Origin of the sequence: Streptomyces sp. NPDC051921 (assembly GCF_040680975.1) — a bacterium.
GTDB lineage: Bacteria > Actinomycetota > Actinomycetes > Streptomycetales > Streptomycetaceae > Streptomyces.
This window is the reverse complement of sequence record NZ_JBFAXU010000023.1, coordinates 64,770-80,695: the sequence shown is the minus strand read 5'-3', so window position 1 is coordinate 80,695 and position 15,926 is coordinate 64,770. Positions and strand designations below refer to the sequence as shown.

The window sequence follows — 15,926 nt, the reverse complement described above, 5'->3', positions numbered from 1 at the left end:
GGGTCGGGCTCGATCTTGGCGCGGAGGCGCTTGACGTGGACGTCGAGGGTCTTCGTGTCGCCGACGTAGTCCGCGCCCCAGACGCGGTCGATGAGCTGCATGCGGGTGAGGACGCGGCCCGCGTTGCGGAGCAGCATCTCCAGGAGGTCGAACTCCTTCAGCGGCAGGTCGACCTTGCCGCCCGCGACGGTGACCACGTGGCGGTCGACGTCCATGCGGACCGGGCCGGCCTCCAGGGCGGCGGGGGTGACCTCCTCCGGCTCGCCGCGGCGGCGCAGGACCGCGCGGATGCGGGCGACCAGCTCCCGCGAGGAGAAGGGCTTCGTCACGTAGTCGTCGGCTCCTATCTCCAGGCCGACGACCTTGTCGATCTCGCTGTCCTTGGCGGTCACCATGATGACCGGGACGTTGGAGCGCCCGCGCAGCTGACGGCACACCTCCGTACCGGGCAGACCCGGCAGCATCAGGTCGAGGAGGACGAGATCCGCTCCGTTGCGCTCGAACTCGTCGAGGCCGTCGGGCCCGGTCGCCGCGACGGCGACCTCGAAGCCCTCCTTGCGGAGCATGTACGACAGGGCGTCGCTGAAGGATTCCTCATCCTCGACGACAAGCACTCGGGTCACGGAAGGACCTCCGGGGCGGGGAGCGGTTCGGTCATGAGATCGGGGGTGGAGGCGGAGTCGGAGGACCGGCGGTCCCGTACGGCGCCCGCCTCGGGCAACCGCAGGGTGAAGGTGGACCCCTGGCCCTCGGTGCTCCACACCGTGACCTCCCCGCCGTGCGAGGCGGCCACGTGCTTCACGATGGCCAGGCCCAGACCCGTACCGCCGGTGGCACGGGAGCGGGCGGGGTCGACGCGGTAGAAGCGCTCGAAGATGCGCTCCTTGTCCTTGTCGGGGATGCCGATGCCCTGGTCGGTCACGGCTATCTCGATCAGGTCGCCGCCGGGCGCCGCCACGCGCCGGGCGGCGATGCCCACCCGGGTGTGGGCCGGCGAGTAGTTGACGGCGTTCTCGACGAGGTTGCCCAGGGCGGCGGCGAGCTGCCCGCGGCTGCCCCAGACGTAGAGGTCGGAGGCCCCTCCCGAGGCCATGGTGATCTGCTTCGTGGACGCGGGGTGCCGCGAGCGGTCGATCGCCTCGGCGACCAGCTCGTCCACCCGGACCGGCTCGGAGTCCTCCAGCGGGTCGTCGTTCTGCACCCGGGAGAGGTCGATGAGCTCCTGCACGAGGTTGGTGAGGCGGGTGGCCTCGATCTGCATCCGGCCCGCGAAGCGGGTCACCGCCTCGGGGTCGTCCGAGGCGTCCATGACGGCCTCGGACAGCAGGGACAGCGCGCCGACGGGAGTCTTGAGCTCGTGACTCACGTTGGCGACGAAGTCACGTCGGACCGCTTCGATACGGCGGGCCTCGGTCAGGTCCTCCACCAGCAGCAGCACCAGCCGCGACCCGAGCGGGGCGACCCGGGCGGAGACGGCGAGGGCCTCGCCGCGTCCGGTGCCGCGTCGCGGCAGGTCGAGCTCGACCTGCCGTATCTCGCCGTCGCGGCGGGTGTCGCGGGCCATGTTGAGCATCGGCTCCACGGCCAGCTTCCCGCCCCGGACCAGGCCGAGGGCGTACGCCGCCGAACTGGCCTTGACCACGGAGTCGCTCTCGTCGAGGACCACCGCGGACGAGCGCAGCACGGACAGCACGGTGTCGACGCCGGGCGGGAGCACGGCATCGGTGTGCAGGGAGGTACGAGTGGGTCGCGCCTGGTCGCGCTCGCTCCAGCGGAACGCCAGCATGGCGATCACGCCGGTGCACACGCCGGCGATAGCGGCCAATGCGGCGACCGCCGCGTTCACGTCCATGCCCTCCAGGTTATGCGGGTCGACGGACACTCTCCCAGCCGTCCGAGCGGCTGCTCGAACACTCGTCGCCCAGAGTTCACCGAGGGGACGGAGGTGGTTCATTTGGCCTGGTCGCGACCGTGGCCCGCGTTGCCCAGAGTTCACCTGGGAGAAAGTGGCGGTTCACGTGTGGGGGTGGAACCGGACGCGTAGGGGGCCGAACGTGGGAGCGTGGAGGTCACCGGCCCCACGCCGGAACCCGGACCCGGACCCGGAGCCTCGCCCCGGAGCATCCTTGCCCGGGGCCGGAACGTAGAGAGGGACATCGATGCGGGACGCGTACCACGAGGAACTTGACTCGATCGGCGAGGGCCTGGTCGAGATGGCCCGCCTGGTCGGGTCGGCGATCGGGCGCGCCACGACGGCCATGCTGGACGCCGACCTGAAGCTCGCGGAGAGCGTGATCGCTGCGGACCAGAAGGTCGACGACCTCCAGCACGACCTGGAGGCCCGGGCGATAGCGCTGCTCGCCCGCCAGCAGCCGGTGGCGACGGACCTGCGGATCGTGGTGACCTCGCTGCGGATGAGCGCCGACCTGGAGCGCTCGGGCGACCTGGCGCAGCACGTGGCCAAGCTGGCCCGGCTGCGCTTCCCGGACCGCGCCGTGCCGAACGACCTGCACGCCACGATCCTGCAGATGGGACAGCTGGCGCAGCGCCTGATGGCGAAGGCGGCGGAGGTCATCATCACGAAGGACGTCGACCTGGCGCTCCAGCTGGAACAGGACGACGACGAGATGGACACGCTGCACCGGACGCTCTTCAAGCACCTGATGGACGACCGCTGGAAGCACGGCATCGAGACGGCCGTGGACGTGACGCTGCTCGGCCGCTACTACGAGCGGTTCGCCGACCACGCGGTGTCGGTGGCGAAGCGCGTGGTGTACCTGGTGACGGGCGAGCACGCGGACGAGCTGCAGCAGTCGGACGTGCCGGTCGAGGGCGCGTAAGCGTTTCGGGCCGGCGGTTCGCACAACAGTGCGCCGTTGATGCGCCCTGGGCGCTGGGCATGCAATGGGGGGAGGCGAGGTACGCCTCTCAGGGAGGGACCCCCATGGCCGATTCCGCTCCGATCACCGACCCCCAGCAGGAGACCCCGCTCGCGCGCGACGCGGAGTGCCTGCCCGTCCTCGGCGCCTGCGGGTGCGGATCGGGCTGCGGCTGCGGCTGCCAGTCCGGCGCGCCGTGCCAGTGCGGCGGCTGCTCGTCGTAGTACGGCTCACGGCCGAGCCGCGGGCCCCGTTCGTCTCGTACGCGGGGCCCGCACGCCCGCACCCGGCCACCGAGCCGCGGCCCGCCGGCCACTGGTCGCCGGCCGTCCGCCGTCGGCGGCGGCCGCTCAGCTCGTCGCCGGCCGCTCAGCTCGTCGCCAGCCGCTCAGCTCGTCGCCGGCCGCTCAGCTGCCGACTGCCGGCGGCCCGCCCCTCAGCCGATGTCGAGCACGCCGACGGTCTGGTCCCCGGCGAGCTCGCCGGTCTCGCGGAAGCCGAGCTTGCGGTAGAAGTCGCCGGGGCCGTGCTCGCCGGGGTGCCAGGACACGTACATCTCGGTCGCCCCGCGCCGCCGCAGCTCCTCGCGCACGGCGGCGACGGCGAACCGCCCGTATCCCTTGCCCTGCCGCTCACCGCTGATGTTCAGCCGCCACAGGCCGCTGCGCCGGTCGTCGGGGTCCTTCTCCGCATCCCACTGGATGTCGACGAAGGCCATCAGGAAACCGACCGGCTCGTCCCCGTCGAGGATGAGCCGCGGCCAGGCGGTCTCGCCGTACGCGTAGGCCTCGGCCAGCGAGCGGACGACGGGGGCGACGCTGTCGTTCTGATGGGGGTGAACGCGCAGGCCGAGGGCGGCCTCGACGTTGGCGGGGGTGATCGGTTCAAGGCGAAGAGACGTGCTCATGACGCGCACGCTAAACGATCTCCGTGTCGCCGCTCACGAAATCCGGGGTTCCGGGCCCGCGGGTGCCGGGCCAGGATGGGTGCGTGCTCACCGTGCCCGTGCCGCCGCGCCGTACCGTCCTCGCCCAGGTGACCGCCCCCGGGCACGTGTCCCCCGAACTCCGCAGCCACCTGATCGCCTGCTGGGTCGCCGTCACCAACGCGGGCGGAGCCGCCGGATTCCCGTTCCCGCCGGTCGCGGAGACGGACGTCGCCCCGGTCCTGGACGCGCTCGTCGCGCAGCTCGACCCGGAGCGCTGCCGGCTGATCACCGCGACGGTGGGCGAACGGCCGGCCGGCTGGGTCGTGCTCCGCCGTGACCCGGATCGGCTGATCGCCCACTGGGGCACGGTCCACCACCTGCAGACCCACCCCGAATTCCGCGGCAAGGGCCTCGGCTCCGGCCTCATGCGCGAACTCCAGCGCATCGCCCGCGACGAGCTCGGCCTCTCCCATCTCCGCCTCGCCGCCCGCGGCGGCGCGGGCCTCGAAGCCTTCTACACCGCCCTCGGCTGGACCGAGACCGGCCGCTGGCCGGACGCCCTGCGCCTGGGCCCGGGTGCGGAGGACCTGCGGGACGAGGTCCTCATGGGCCTGACCCTGCACCCCCGCGCGACGGACACGCCCTGACGCCGACGCGGCCTGCCTTGATGACGCCTTGAGGACGCTTTGACGCATCCTGTACGGCCCCGGCTCTGGCTCGGTCCGGGGAGGGGGTGCAAGGGTGCGGGTCATGGCGTGGGGGTATCGGGTGTACGGAGGCGCCGCCGCGGGGCTCGGAGCGGTCGCCGTGACGGCCGCCGGGCTGCTCGCGCTGGGAGTCGGACCGTTGATAGGAGCGCCCGGGACCCGGGCGCTGGCGCTGCTCATGCCGGCGTCGGCATTCGCCCTGTGCCTTGGCATGTTCTTGACGACCCTGGCCCTGAAGTCGCTGGACCGCGCCCTCCTCTTGAGCGCCTTCCGGTGCCTGCCGGCCGGCCTCCGGGCGGGTCTCGGGGCGCTGGCCCTCGCGGGCGCCGTACTCGCCTCGCCGCTGTTCGGCGACGACGAGAACCTGCACGACCCGCGGGCCCGGGACGGTGCCTACTCCGCGTACCGCACGACCGCCGGTGTGCGCGGCACGATCGAGATCTCCCGGGCCACCTACCTGGAGCTCAGGCGGAACGACGACCGGGAGTTCCTCGCCGGCGCCGGCGCCATGCTCGCCGGGGCGGCGTTCGCCGCACTCACCCTGGGCGAGCTCCGGAGACCGGCCGTCCGTGCCTGAGGGCGAGAGGGGATCCGGCACGGGGAGGGCCTTCGGCGTCAGGTGGGGGTGACGCCGCGGCCGGCCCCGCGCGCGGGGGACGAGCGCGACGGACCGGCGCGCCTCGGCATCCTCTTCGCCGGGGTGGGTGCGCCGCGCTCACGGTGGGCCGGCTGCGCGGCCCGGGGTCACGGCCCGAGGAAGACGACCGAGCGGAGCTTCAGGCGGTCCGAAGCGGGGCGGCCGTGGGGGCGGAGGGTCCACTGGTCGCCGGTGCAGTCGGGCTCCGTGAAGACGAGGGCGTACTCGTCGGTGTCGTTGTGCGGGGCGAAGGCAGGCTCCGAGGCGGACGGGTCGGCCACCTCGGCGAGGGTGACGCACTCGCCGCTCGCGGGGTCGTGCAGGGTGACGTGGACGGGCCCGCCGTTCAGGCCGGTCACGCGGTACGCGAAGTCACCGGTGGCGGCGTGGGCGGGCGAGGCCAGGGCGGCGGTGAGGGCGAGGGCACCGCAGGCGGCGGCGAGGGTGTGCCGAAGGCGCACGAGGGTCTCGTTTCATGAGGAACGACCAAGGTCATCCGCACGTCTACCGCCGCTCGCACCCCCGCCGTGCGGCGCTCCACGGCCGGAAGGTTTCTCTGTCACCCGTCCGGCGGAGCGGGCGGAGCTACGGCATGAACACCTGGTCCAGGCGGTGGATGGCGCCGTCGTCGCCGACCTCGTACCTGAAGACCAGGCCGGAGTCCGGGTGCGCGTTCACCCAGTCGATCAGCTCCTGCACGCCGATGCGCTGGTTCTCGGTGCTCACGACGACGGGGTCGGTGGCGGTGACGTACGCGGCCTGGTCCAGCGCCCAGCGGGACTCCTCGCCGCTGACCACGAACGGCGCGCCGTCGGTGTCGGGCTCGCCGCAGCCCCACGCGCCGTGCTGGAGCACGAGGTTGACCTTGCCGGTGCTGGCAGGGAGCTCCTCGATGCGGTAGAGGGCGAACTCGTCGGGATCGTAGGCGTCCGGGGTGGGCGGCTCGGTGACACAGCCCCCGGCCGGCTTGCCGGCGGACGGCTTCTTCGTCGGCTTCGTGGACTTCGTGCTCTTCGGCGACGCCTTCGGCCCGGGCTTCACGACGGGCTTCGGGGTCTCGCCCGTCGGCTCCCCCTCCCCCGCACCGACGCCCGCGGGCTCCGTCGTGGCCGTGGCCACGGCACTCGGCTCAGCGGCCCCGCCGGCAGCCCCGTCCGTGGAGCCGCCCTTCTGACACCCGGTCACCACGACGGCCAGCACGACGGCCGCGGCCGCGACGACGACGGGTCTGCATCGCTCGACTCGCATGACGTTCATCCCGGGACTCCCCCTTGTGCCACGGCGGTCCCCACGGACCGCGTCCCGGTACGGAACGTAGCAACGCCCGGGCCAGAGGACGATATTCAGCCACGACCTGTCGCCAACCCGCGACCATCCCGAGACGAAGCCCCCGTCCCAACACCTTGATTCCGGGGAGAACATGAAGGCCCTGGGCGCAGCACCTGGGCCACTCCGGCCCTGGCCTGGCCCTGCGGGTCCGCACCCACCTCATGCCGAGCAGCCGGGAACGCACCCGAAAAGCCGTGGCTGCCGTCCTTGGGGGCGCCTACGCTCCCGTTCGCTGAGGAAGGAGGGCGCGATGTCCGCCGACGAGTCCACCGAGTACTTCACGCTGCTCTGCGACGACCCGTCCCACGAGGTCGTGATCGTCGACTGCGGGCCGCGCGAGATGGACGTGATCCTCGCGGTGCGCAAGGTGACCGGGCTGAGTCTGTGGAACAGCCGGGTCCTGGCGCGGCAAGCCCCCGTCACCGTCGTGGGAGGGCTGTCCGCATACCGGGCCCAGTCCGCCGTCTCGGTGCTCCAGAGCGCCGGCGCCACAGCGGAGTGGAGGCAGGAGCCGGAGCCCGGAGATCGCACGGCCCCGTCCCCCTGACGACCCGCAGACGACCCCCGGAGCACGAAGAAGCCCCCTCCCGGCGGGGAAACCGCAGGCAGGGGGCTCTTTCGGGCGTAAGGGCTACTTCTTGCCCTGGTTCTTCACGGCCTCGATCGCCGCCGCCGCGGCCTCCGGGTCCAGGTACGTGCCGCCCGGGTTGATCGGCTTGAAGTTCTCGTCGAGCTCGTAGGCCAGCGGGATGCCCGTCGGGATGTTCAGGCCCGCGATGTCGGCGTCCGAGATGCCGTCGAGGTGCTTGACGAGGGCGCGCAGGCTGTTGCCGTGGGCGGCGACCAGGACCGTGCGGCCGGCCAGCAGGTCCGGGACGATCGCGTCGTACCAGTACGGGAGCATCCGCTGGACGACGTCCTTGAGGCACTCGGTCTGCGGGCGGAGCTCCGGCGGGATCGTCGCGTAGCGGGCGTCGTGGGCCTGCGAGAACTCGTTGTCGTCCGGGAGCGCCGGCGGCGGGGTGTCGTACGAGCGGCGCCACAGCATGAACTGCTCCTCGCCGAACTCGGCGAGGGTCTGCGCCTTGTCCTTGCCCTGCAGCGCGCCGTAGTGGCGCTCGTTCAGGCGCCAGGAGCGGTGGACCGGGATCCAGTGACGGTCCGCGGCCTCCAGGGCGAGCTGCGCCGTGCGGATGGCCCGCTTCTGGAGGGAGGTGTGCAGCACGTCCGGGAGCAGGCCGGCGTCCTTCAGCAGCTCACCGCCGCGCGTCGCCTCCTTCTCGCCCTTCGGAGTGAGGTTGACGTCCACCCAGCCGGTGAACAGGTTCTTCTCGTTCCACTCGCTCTCGCCGTGGCGGAGGAGGATCAGCTTGTACGGTGCGTCGGCCATGTGTCCGAGCCTAGACGACCGCCGACGATTGACGCGCACCGTCAATTCGCTGGCGTCCGGCGTATGAGATGCGTAAGTTACGAGCGCTGCATGAGGGACTTACACGCACCAGGGGGCCGGCCACACATGTCCATCGACTCGCTCAGACGATCGGCACGCGCCACGGTCTCGGGACTCCCGGGGGGCTTCTGGTGGCTCTGGCTGTCGACCTTGGTCAACAGGACCGGTGCCTTCGTCCTGACCTTCCTCTCCCTCTACCTCACCCAGGAGCTCGGGCACTCCGCCTGGTTCGCCGGACTCGTCGTCGCCCTCCACGGCCTCGGCGGCGTCGCCGGGTCCCCGCTCGGCGGCATGCTCACCGACCGCTGGGGCCGTCGCCCCACGATGGTCACCATGCACCTGGCGGCCGCCGCCTGTTCCGTGCTGCTCGCGGTCGTGACCAGCGCCTGGGGCGTCGCCCTCGTCGTCCTGCTCATGGGCGTCGCGATGCAGGGCGTCCGGCCGTCCATCAACGCCAGCATCGCCGACCTCGTCCCCGCGCACGACGTCCGCCGCGCCTACGCCCTCAACTACTGGGCGCTCAACCTCGGCTTCGCCATCGCCGCCATCGGCGGCGGCGTCGCGATCGTCCTCGGATACCGCACGCTCTTCCTCGTCGACGCCGCCGCCACCGCGCTGTGCGCGCTGATCGTCTTCCTCCGCCTGCCGGAGACCCGGCCGGAGGCCAAGGTCGACGCGACCACCGGCAAGGCCGTCGCCGAGGACAAGGTCAGCGTCCTCACCGTGCTGCGCGACGCGCCCTTCCGCACCCTGGTGACGCTCAACCTGCTCGTCTGCCTGGTGTTCACCGCCCCCTGGATCGGCCTGCCGCTCACGATGACCGCCGAGGGCCTCGAACCCTCCGCGTACGGTGCCGTCATCGCGGTCAACGGCATCGTCATCGTCGGTTTCCAGCTGCTGGTCAACAAGATCACCGACAAGCGGTCCCCCGTCCTGCTGCTGACCGTCTCCTCCCTGCTCTTCGCCCTCGGCACCGGCGCCACCGCCCTGGCCGGCAGCTCGCTGGCCTTCGGCGCGACCGTCGTCGTGTGGACGATCGGCGAGATGGTCCACGTCCCCACCAACGCCGCCGCCACCGCCCGGCTCGCGCCCGAGCACGCCCGCGGCCGCTACCAGGGTGTGATGGGCATGTCCTGGGCGGTCGCCGGTTTCGTCGCGCCGATCCTGGCCGGCTGGGTCGTCGACGGTCCCGGGCCCGACGTCCTGTGGATCGCCTGCGCCGTCATCGGCGCCGTCGCCGCCCTCGGCTACCAGACCCGGCTGCGGACCGCCCTCGCCGGCGCCGAGGAGGACGTCCCGGTGCCGAAGGAGGCCGGGGCCGGGTCCGAGGCGCGTGCCGAGGAGTCCGACGACAGGACGGAGGCCGTCAGCTCCTCCTGAAACGCTTCTGCGCCTCGTGGAGGTTCCGGGGGCGTACGGCGCCGGGCGTGCCGTACGCCTCCAGGCGTGTGTGGAGGTCGCCGGTGGAGTCCGGGACGTCGATCTGGTCGAACTCCCGCACCTCGCTGATCCCGACGGTCGCGCTCCAGGTCGATGCGGTACGTGCCGGGCGGGACGAGGACGGTGCCGCCGCCCCGCTCCCCCGCCGCCGCGAGGGCGCGGTTGATCGCGGGGGCGGAGTCGGTGGAGCCGTCGGGGGTGGCGCCGTGGGCGAGGACGTTCTCGACGGCGGGTGGGCGCGGGAGCCGGCCGGCCCCCCGAGGTCAGTTACCTGGCTTCTGGGTCAGGTTCTTGAACGCGTCGAGGTTTCGTGTCGACTCGCCGCGCGACACCCGCCACGCGTACTCCCGCCGGATCGCCGTCGCGAAGCCCAGCTCCAGGAGGGTGTTGAAGTCGCCGTCCGCCGCCTCCAGGACGGAGCCGAGGAGCCGGTCCAGCTCCTCCGGGCTGACGGCGGCCAGCGGCAGCTTGCCGGCCAGGTAGATGTCGCCGAGTCCGTCGATCGCGTAACTCACCCCGTACAGCTTGAGGTTGCGCTCCAGGAGCCAGCGGTGGACGCCCGCCTCGTTCTCGTCCGGGTGGCGGACGACGAAGGCGTTGAGGGAGAGGGAGTGGCGCCCGACGCGCAGGGAGAGGGTGGTGAAGAGCTTGCGCGTGCCCGGGAGTTTGACCACGTAGGAGCCCGGCTCCGGGGACTCCCACTCCAGCCCCGCGTCCTTGAAGGTGTCCTCGACGATCCGCCGGACGTCCTGTGCCTGTGCCTCGCCCTCAGCCATGGTGCGAGCGTACGCGACGACGCTGGTCGCGCAGCCGGTGGTCGTGCATGGCGGCCGTGTACACGTCCGCCGTGCCCGACGCCGCCGTGTCCCAGCCGAACGACGCGGCGTGCCGGGCCGCCGCCGCGCCCATCCGCGCCGACAGCTGCGGGTCGTCGAGGTAGCGGCCGAGCGCGCGGGCGTAGTCCGCCGGATCGTGGCCCTGCACGAGGAAGCCGGTGACGTCGTCCCGTACGGCCACGGGCAGACCGCCCACCGCCGCCGCGACGACCGGGGTGCCGGCCGCCTGCGCCTCGATGGCGACAAGGCCGAAGGACTCGCTGTACGAGGGCACGACGAGCACGCTGGCGGCCCGGAACCAGTCCGCGAGCTGATCCTGTCCGACCGGCGGGTGGAAGCGGACGAGGTCGGAGACACCCAGCTTGGCGGCGAGCTTCTGCAGCCCCTCCGGCTTGGCGAGGCCGCTGCCGCTCGGCCCGCCGACCACCGGCACGACCATGCGCGAGCGCAGCGAGGGGTCGCGCTCCAGGAGCACGGCGGCCGCGCGCAGCAGGATGTCCGGGGCCTTGAGCGGCTGGATGCGACCGGCGAAGGCGGGGATGAAGGCGTCCTGCGGCAGCCCGAGCCGGGCCCTGGCGGCGGCACGGCCGTCGGCGGGGCGGAAGTGGTCGAGGTTCACCCCGGGGTGCACGACGGCGATCTTGGCGGGGTCTGCCTCGTAGAAGCGGGCGAGCTCGTCGGCCTCCTCCGACGTGTTGGCGATCAGCCGGTCGGCCGCCGCGACGACCTGCGTCTCGCCGATCACGCGGGCCGCGGGCTCGGGGGTGTCGCCCTCCGCGAGCGCCGCGTTCTTGACCTTGGCCATGGTGTGCATGGTGTGGACGAGCGGGACGCCCCAGCGCTCGGCGGCGAGCCAGCCGACGTGGCCGGAGAGCCAGTAGTGGGAGTGCACCAGGTCGTAGTGCCCGTGCCGGTGTCCCGCCCAGGCCTGCATCACGCCGTGGGTGAAGGCACAGAGCTGGGCCGGCAGCTCCTCCTTGGCGAGCCCCTCGTACGGACCCGCGTCCACGTGCCGTACGAGCACGCCGGGCGCGAGCTCGACGACCGGGGAGAGGCCGCCGGTGGTGGCCCGGGTGAAGATCTCGACCTCGACGTTGATCGCGGCGAGCCGCTTGGCCAGCTCGACGATGTAGACGTTCATGCCGCCGGCGTCGCCGGTGCCGGGCTGGTGCAACGGGGAGGTGTGAACGCTGAGCATGGCCACACGGCGCGGGCTGCGGTGCCGGCCGGGGAGCCGGAGCCGGGGCGGCGCCGCCAGAGTGCCGGCGAACCGGGACACGTACTGGCTCACGTCGACGGTCCTTCCGCTGTCGGGCATGGCAGACGGAGGGCGCGTCGCACCCTCCGGCCTCCAGAACACCGGAATGCCCCCTTTCATTTCCTTCGGCAGGGGCGTTTTGCCAATTCATTACCGGCCGGGTGGCGTGTCGGAGCGCCCCGGGGGCGCGCGGGAGACCGCGCCGCACCCCTTACGCTCGTCCCATGGCCCCGCGCACCACCCGCCCCGCCGTCGCCCGCCCCGTCGGCACGGTCACCCGCGGGACCACCAACCCCAACCGTCTGCGCCGCCAGGACCGCTGGATCGCCGCCGTGCACGGCCCCGCCCTGCGCCGCTCCGAGGCGCCGCCCCTCGCCGTCGACCTCGGCTACGGCGCCGCGCCCTGGACCGCCGTCGAGCTGCTGGAGCGCCTGCGGACCGCCGACCCCCGCACCCTCGTGGTCGGCATCGAGATCGAGCCCGCCCGGGTCGCCGCCGCCCAGCCGTACGAGCGCGAGGGGCTGACGTTCCGGCACGGGGGCTTCGAGGTGCCGGTGCCGGGCGAGGTCTCCCTCATCCGCGCCGCGAACGTGTTGCGCCAGTACGACGAGGAGCAGGTCGCCGCCGTCTGGGGACGCCTGTGCGCACGGCTCGCCCCCGAGGGGCTCCTGGTGGAGGGCACCTGCGACGAGATCGGCCGGCGGCACGTGTGGGTGGCGCTGGACCGCACGGGACCGCGGACGGTGACCTTCGCGACCCGGCTCGGCTCGCTCGACCGGCCCTCGGACCTCGCGGAGCGGCTGCCGAAGGCACTCATCCACCGGAACGTGCCGGGTGAGCCGGTGCACGCCTTCCTGCGGGACTTCGACCGGGCATGGGCGGCGGCCGCCCCGTTCGCGTCGCTGGGCGCCCGGCAGCGCTGGATCCGCGCCGTGCGCGACCTCGCCGCGGACTGGCCGCTGACGGACGGCCCGCGACGGTGGCGCCAGGGCGAGGTGACGGTGCGCTGGGAGGCGCTGGCGCCGCGGGGATGAGCGACGCCGCGGGCCCGGTCGTCCTGTCCGGTCGTGTCCGGTCGTCTTGTCCGCTCGTCTGCCGGACCGCCTGTCCGATTGCCCAACTCTCCCTGAATTCCTGCCCGCCGGGGAACGCAGCAGGAGCAACACTCGTCCCCCCTGGGGGGAAGTGACCCGACAGGCCCCGCTTTCCCCTGTCGTTTTCGTGTTCCGCATGGCACTATCGCCAGGTCACGACCAAGTTACTGACGGTAAATCAGATCGGTGTCCGAGTAGGGGGAGCCAGTGAACCGACGCCGCCATGCCCTCGCCACGCTTACCGTGGTCTGCGCCCTGACGGTGCTTGCCTCACCCGTGCTCACCCTGCAGGCCTCCGCCGCGCCGCTCCCGCCGCCGCCGAAGCAGACGAAGAAGACCCTCGAAGAGGTCCGTCAGGAGATCGACGGCCTGTACCGCCAGGCCGCGACCGCCACCGACGCGTACAACCTCGCCGAGGAGAAGACCAAGGAGCAGTCCGAGGAGATCGTGAAGCTGGCCCGGATGATCGTGTCCGGCCGCGAGAAGATCGAGGACCTCAAGGCGCGCGCGGGCGCCGCGGCCCGCGCCCAGTACCGCAACGGCGGGCTGCCGGACGGCGCCCAGTTCGTCCTCACCGACGACCCCCAGCTCTTCCTCGACAACGCGGGGCGCCTCAAGGAGGGCCAGAAGGCCACCAAGGACCTGCTCGGCGAAATGACCGCCACGCAGGCCGAATTGACCACGTACGCCAAGGACGCCTCCATCAACTGGACCAAGCTGGAGGCCAACCGGGTCAAGCAGGCCAGGGCGAAGAAGGAGATCAACGACAAGATCGAGGCGGCGAAGAAGCTGGAGTCCGAGCTCGCCGCCGAGGAGCGGGCACGGCTGCTGCGCCTGGAGGAGCAGGAGCAGTACCGGAACCAGACCGCCTGGATCAGTTCGGGCGTCCTCAAGGGCCTGAGCGACAGGACGACCCCGGCGGGCAAGCGGGCGGTGGAGTTCGCCACGGCGCAGATCGGCAAGCCGTACGTGTGGGGGGCCGAGGGCCCCGGTTCGTACGACTGCTCGGGGCTGACCCAGACCGCGTGGTCCGCCGCCGGCCGGAACATCCCGCGCACCTCGCAGGAGCAGTGGCGCCTGCTGCCGCGCGTGGACATCACGGACATGCGCCCCGGCGACCTGATCGTCTATTACAAGGACGCCAGTCATATCGGGATGTATGTGGGCAACGGGGCCATCGTGCACGCGCCCCGACCCGGGCGGAACGTGACGATCGCGGGCGCGGGCTCGATGGAGATCCTCGGAGTCGTCCGCCCGGGATGACGCCCGGAACGTCCGGAACGTCCGGGAGGGTCGCGGGGGTCGGGGGCGGAACCTCCGCATGGAGGGTCGCGAAGGTCGGGCGCGGAACCTCCGCAAGGAGGGTCGCGAAGGCCGGGGCAGGACGTCCGGGAGGGTCGGCGGGCGGAACGTCCGGGACGCCCGGGGGGCTCCCGCCGGGAGGTCCGGAGTGACCTTTCTCATCGCCCTGGGGGCTCCCCGCGGGCCTCGTGCGGCTCCCGAGCGGCGACTACCTCCCCATCCGTGGCATATGCCATACCGGCCTGCCGGTTCACTGCGTGATCGCCATTCCGCTGCGGCGCGCGGTACCGCTATGGTCGGTCCCCGGCCCTCGGGGGGAGGGAAGGAAACCCAAACCGATGCCCGTACCCGTACCGCGTCAGAGAATCGATTCTCCCGCGGCACCCGGAACGCCCGGCACCGCCCACGACCTCACGCTCCTGGTCGTCGAGGACGACCCGGCCGGCGCCCTCGCCGTACCCGAGCTGCTCGACGCGGCCGGCACCCGGGTCCGTATCCGTACCGCTCGCAACCTCACCGAGGCCGAGCGGCTCCTCACCGACGACGTGCACTGCGTGCTCGTCGACCTCGCCCTGCCCACCCCCCGCGGGGCCGAGGACGACCCGCTCGCACCGCTGCAGCACATCCTGCGGCTCGCACCGCGGCACGCCGTCCTCGCGCTCGCCGCGTCCGCGGACGCCGACCTCGCCGCCGAGGCCGTACGCGTCGGGGCCCAGGACCACCTCTTCCGGGAGGAGCTCGACGGGCGCCTGCTCAGCCGCGCCATCCGCTACGCGGTCGAGCGCAAGCGCAACGACGTCGTGAAGATCAAGCTGGCCGAGTCGCGGATGCGCGCCCAGGAGAACGCGCGCCTCGAGCGCGGACTGCTGCCCACGCCGCTCCTGGAGGGCTCCGAACTGCGGTTCGCCGCCCGCTACCGGCCCGGCCGGTCCCGTGCGCTGCTCGGCGGCGACTTCTACGACACCGTCCGCACGCCCGACGGCACCGTCCACGCCATGATCGGGGACGTCTGCGGGCACGGCCCCGACGAGGCCGCGCTCGGCGTGGAGCTGCGGATCGCCTGGCGCGCGCTGACCTTCGCCGGTCTGTGCGGGGACGAGTTGCTCTCCACCCTGCAGCAGGTGCTGGAGCACGAGCGGGAGAGCGACGAGATCTTCGCCACCCTGTGCACGGTCGACATCGCGCCCGACGGACGACGCGCGGGTCTCTGCCTGGCCGGCCACCCCTCGCCGCTGATCGCCCGGCACGGCCGGGCGGCGCAGCTCCTGCCGTACGAGGACAGCGGTCCGGCCCTCGGCATCCTGCCGCGCGCCCGCTGGCCGCGCCGACAGGTGGAGCTGGGCCCGACCTGGAGCCTGCTCATGTACACCGACGGCCTGATCGAGGGCCGCTCGGCGGGCCCCGACTCGCCGCGGCTGGGCCAGGACGGGATGGTCGAGATGATCAACCGGCAGCTGGCGGAGGGCCTGCGGGGCGAGGAACTGCTCGACGCGGCCGTGACGGAGGTGCGTTCGCTCAACGGCGGGGAGCTGACGGACGACGTGGCGGTGCTGGCCCTGGAACGCGAGAAGGCCCGGGGGTGAGTCCCCGGGCCCGCTTCACTCACGCGAGGTGCCGGCCGGCTCCTGTCGGCCGACCCGGCTCCTACCGGCCGCCGTTGTACGGGCCGTAGGGGCCGTCGCTGCTGGAACCGCCGCCGCCGCGCCGGCCGCCGCCGGTGACCTGCCGGAGGGCGGGGCGCACGTCGACCATGAACACGATGGCGGCGATGAGCCCGGCGATCTGCAGGAACAGCATCGGCAGGAGCAGGTTCAGCAGCAGGTTGATACCGAGCAGGATCAGCCAGAACTTCTTGGTCTGCTTGTCGGCTGCGCGATAGGCGTCCTCGCGCGCCGTGGCGGCGAAGGCGAACGCGGCGACGGCGAAGCCGGTGAAGACCAGGAAGGTCACCAAGGAGAGGATCGAGTCGAAGCCGTTCGCCAACATGCTGAGCACCGCCTAGGTGAGTGGGTGGAGCGCCTCGCGGCCAAGGTACCCGGTACAACGCTCCGGACACCGGGATTGGT

Annotated in this window: 19 protein-coding genes and 1 pseudogene; 10 read left to right on the top strand and 10 right to left on the bottom strand. The window is 72.5% G+C overall.

The window, feature by feature from the left end:
- On the bottom strand, positions 1-623 hold a 623-nt coding region (locus AB0M16_RS27700; protein ID WP_365347553.1), incomplete at its 3' end, for a response regulator transcription factor.
- Entirely contained in the window at positions 620-1,852 is a 1,233-nt protein-coding gene (locus AB0M16_RS27695) for an ATP-binding protein (RefSeq protein ID WP_365347551.1), read from the bottom strand. The genes AB0M16_RS27700 and AB0M16_RS27695, both read right to left, overlap by 4 nt.
- Before the next feature lie 307 nt (positions 1,853-2,159).
- Here AB0M16_RS27695 and phoU point away from each other — a divergent pair, with 307 nt between their 5' ends.
- Together phoU and AB0M16_RS27685 are read left to right on the top strand one after the other, a co-directional pair.
- Positions 2,160-2,840, top strand: a complete 681-nt coding sequence (phoU, locus tag AB0M16_RS27690) for a phosphate signaling complex protein PhoU (protein ID WP_365347549.1) — start codon at positions 2,160-2,162, stop codon at positions 2,838-2,840.
- A 104-nt stretch (positions 2,841-2,944) separates the two neighbouring features.
- The gene (locus AB0M16_RS27685) at positions 2,945-3,103 is read left to right on the top strand and encodes a hypothetical protein (protein ID WP_365347547.1); all 159 of its coding nucleotides are present in this window, start codon (positions 2,945-2,947) and stop codon (positions 3,101-3,103) included.
- A gap of 212 nt (positions 3,104-3,315) precedes the next feature.
- Here AB0M16_RS27685 and AB0M16_RS27680 read toward each other — a convergent pair whose 3' ends face one another.
- Entirely contained in the window at positions 3,316-3,786 is a 471-nt protein-coding gene (locus tag AB0M16_RS27680; protein WP_365347545.1) for a GNAT family N-acetyltransferase, read from the bottom strand.
- 83 nt (positions 3,787-3,869) lie between these two features.
- Here AB0M16_RS27680 and AB0M16_RS27675 point away from each other — a divergent pair, with 83 nt between their 5' ends.
- Complete coding sequence (locus AB0M16_RS27675) at positions 3,870-4,454, top strand: GNAT family N-acetyltransferase (RefSeq protein ID WP_365347543.1); 585 nt, start codon at positions 3,870-3,872, stop codon at positions 4,452-4,454.
- A 103-nt stretch (positions 4,455-4,557) separates the two neighbouring features.
- On the top strand, positions 4,558-5,091 hold the full coding sequence (locus tag AB0M16_RS27670) for a hypothetical protein (RefSeq protein ID WP_365347541.1): 534 nt from the start codon (positions 4,558-4,560) through the stop codon (positions 5,089-5,091).
- Positions 5,092-5,258: 167 nt separating this feature from the next.
- Here AB0M16_RS27670 and AB0M16_RS27665 read toward each other — a convergent pair whose 3' ends face one another.
- Positions 5,259-5,612, bottom strand: a complete 354-nt coding sequence (locus AB0M16_RS27665) for a hypothetical protein (RefSeq protein WP_365347539.1) — start codon at positions 5,610-5,612, stop codon at positions 5,259-5,261.
- 124 nt (positions 5,613-5,736) lie between these two features.
- On the bottom strand, positions 5,737-6,408 hold the full coding sequence (locus tag AB0M16_RS27660) for a hypothetical protein (RefSeq protein WP_365347537.1): 672 nt from the start codon (positions 6,406-6,408) through the stop codon (positions 5,737-5,739).
- Between the two features lie 145 nt (positions 6,409-6,553).
- On the opposite strand from AB0M16_RS27660, the pseudogene AB0M16_RS27655 reads away from it, so the two are divergent.
- Both AB0M16_RS27655 and AB0M16_RS27650 read left to right on the top strand, forming a co-directional pair.
- Positions 6,554-6,716 (top strand): annotated as a pseudogene (locus AB0M16_RS27655) (site-specific integrase); the annotation flags it as partial.
- 14 nt (positions 6,717-6,730) lie between these two features.
- Positions 6,731-7,027 (top strand): ribosomal protein L7/L12, encoded by a 297-nt coding sequence (locus tag AB0M16_RS27650; RefSeq protein ID WP_365347535.1) that lies wholly within the window; start codon positions 6,731-6,733, stop codon positions 7,025-7,027.
- Positions 7,028-7,111: 84 nt separating this feature from the next.
- Here the strand turns inward: AB0M16_RS27650 and AB0M16_RS27645 are convergent, their stop codons facing one another.
- On the bottom strand, positions 7,112-7,870 hold the full coding sequence (locus tag AB0M16_RS27645; protein WP_365347532.1) for a phosphoglyceromutase: 759 nt from the start codon (positions 7,868-7,870) through the stop codon (positions 7,112-7,114).
- A 126-nt stretch (positions 7,871-7,996) separates the two neighbouring features.
- Between AB0M16_RS27645 and AB0M16_RS27640 the strand changes: the two genes are divergently transcribed.
- Positions 7,997-9,310, top strand: coding sequence for an MFS transporter (locus AB0M16_RS27640; RefSeq protein WP_365347530.1), 1,314 nt, complete (start codon positions 7,997-7,999; stop codon positions 9,308-9,310).
- Here the strand turns inward: AB0M16_RS27640 and AB0M16_RS27635 are convergent.
- From AB0M16_RS27635 to mshA, 3 genes are all read right to left on the bottom strand, one after another.
- Positions 9,297-9,431 carry a hypothetical protein gene (locus AB0M16_RS27635; RefSeq protein WP_365347528.1) on the bottom strand — a complete coding sequence of 45 codons (135 nt, stop codon included), beginning with the start codon at positions 9,429-9,431 and terminating at the stop codon, positions 9,297-9,299. The genes AB0M16_RS27640 and AB0M16_RS27635 overlap by 14 nt on opposite strands.
- A 202-nt stretch (positions 9,432-9,633) precedes the next feature.
- Positions 9,634-10,146, bottom strand: a complete 513-nt coding sequence (locus AB0M16_RS27630) for a YbjN domain-containing protein (RefSeq protein WP_365347526.1) — start codon at positions 10,144-10,146, stop codon at positions 9,634-9,636.
- Entirely contained in the window at positions 10,139-11,497 is a 1,359-nt protein-coding gene (mshA, locus tag AB0M16_RS27625; protein WP_365347524.1) for a D-inositol-3-phosphate glycosyltransferase, read from the bottom strand. Before mshA ends, AB0M16_RS27630 begins: the two co-directional genes overlap by 8 nt.
- Positions 11,498-11,688: 191 nt before the next feature.
- On the opposite strand from mshA, the gene AB0M16_RS27620 reads away from it, so the two are divergent.
- The 3 genes from AB0M16_RS27620 to AB0M16_RS27610 all read left to right on the top strand — a co-directional run bounded on the left by AB0M16_RS27620 (position 11,689) and on the right by AB0M16_RS27610 (position 15,443).
- The gene (locus AB0M16_RS27620; RefSeq protein WP_365347522.1) at positions 11,689-12,498 is read left to right on the top strand and encodes a class I SAM-dependent methyltransferase; all 810 of its coding nucleotides are present in this window, start codon (positions 11,689-11,691) and stop codon (positions 12,496-12,498) included.
- 267 nt (positions 12,499-12,765) lie between these two features.
- Positions 12,766-13,821 carry an NlpC/P60 family protein gene (locus tag AB0M16_RS27615; protein WP_365347520.1) on the top strand — a complete coding sequence of 352 codons (1,056 nt, stop codon included), beginning with the start codon at positions 12,766-12,768 and terminating at the stop codon, positions 13,819-13,821.
- A 377-nt stretch (positions 13,822-14,198) separates the two neighbouring features.
- The gene (locus AB0M16_RS27610) at positions 14,199-15,443 is read left to right on the top strand and encodes a SpoIIE family protein phosphatase (protein WP_365347518.1); all 1,245 of its coding nucleotides are present in this window, start codon (positions 14,199-14,201) and stop codon (positions 15,441-15,443) included.
- A gap of 61 nt (positions 15,444-15,504) precedes the next feature.
- Here AB0M16_RS27610 and AB0M16_RS27605 read toward each other — a convergent pair whose 3' ends face one another.
- The gene (locus AB0M16_RS27605) at positions 15,505-15,846 is read right to left on the bottom strand and encodes a DUF2516 family protein (RefSeq protein WP_365347516.1); all 342 of its coding nucleotides are present in this window, start codon (positions 15,844-15,846) and stop codon (positions 15,505-15,507) included.
- Positions 15,847-15,926: the final 80 nt, after the last annotated feature.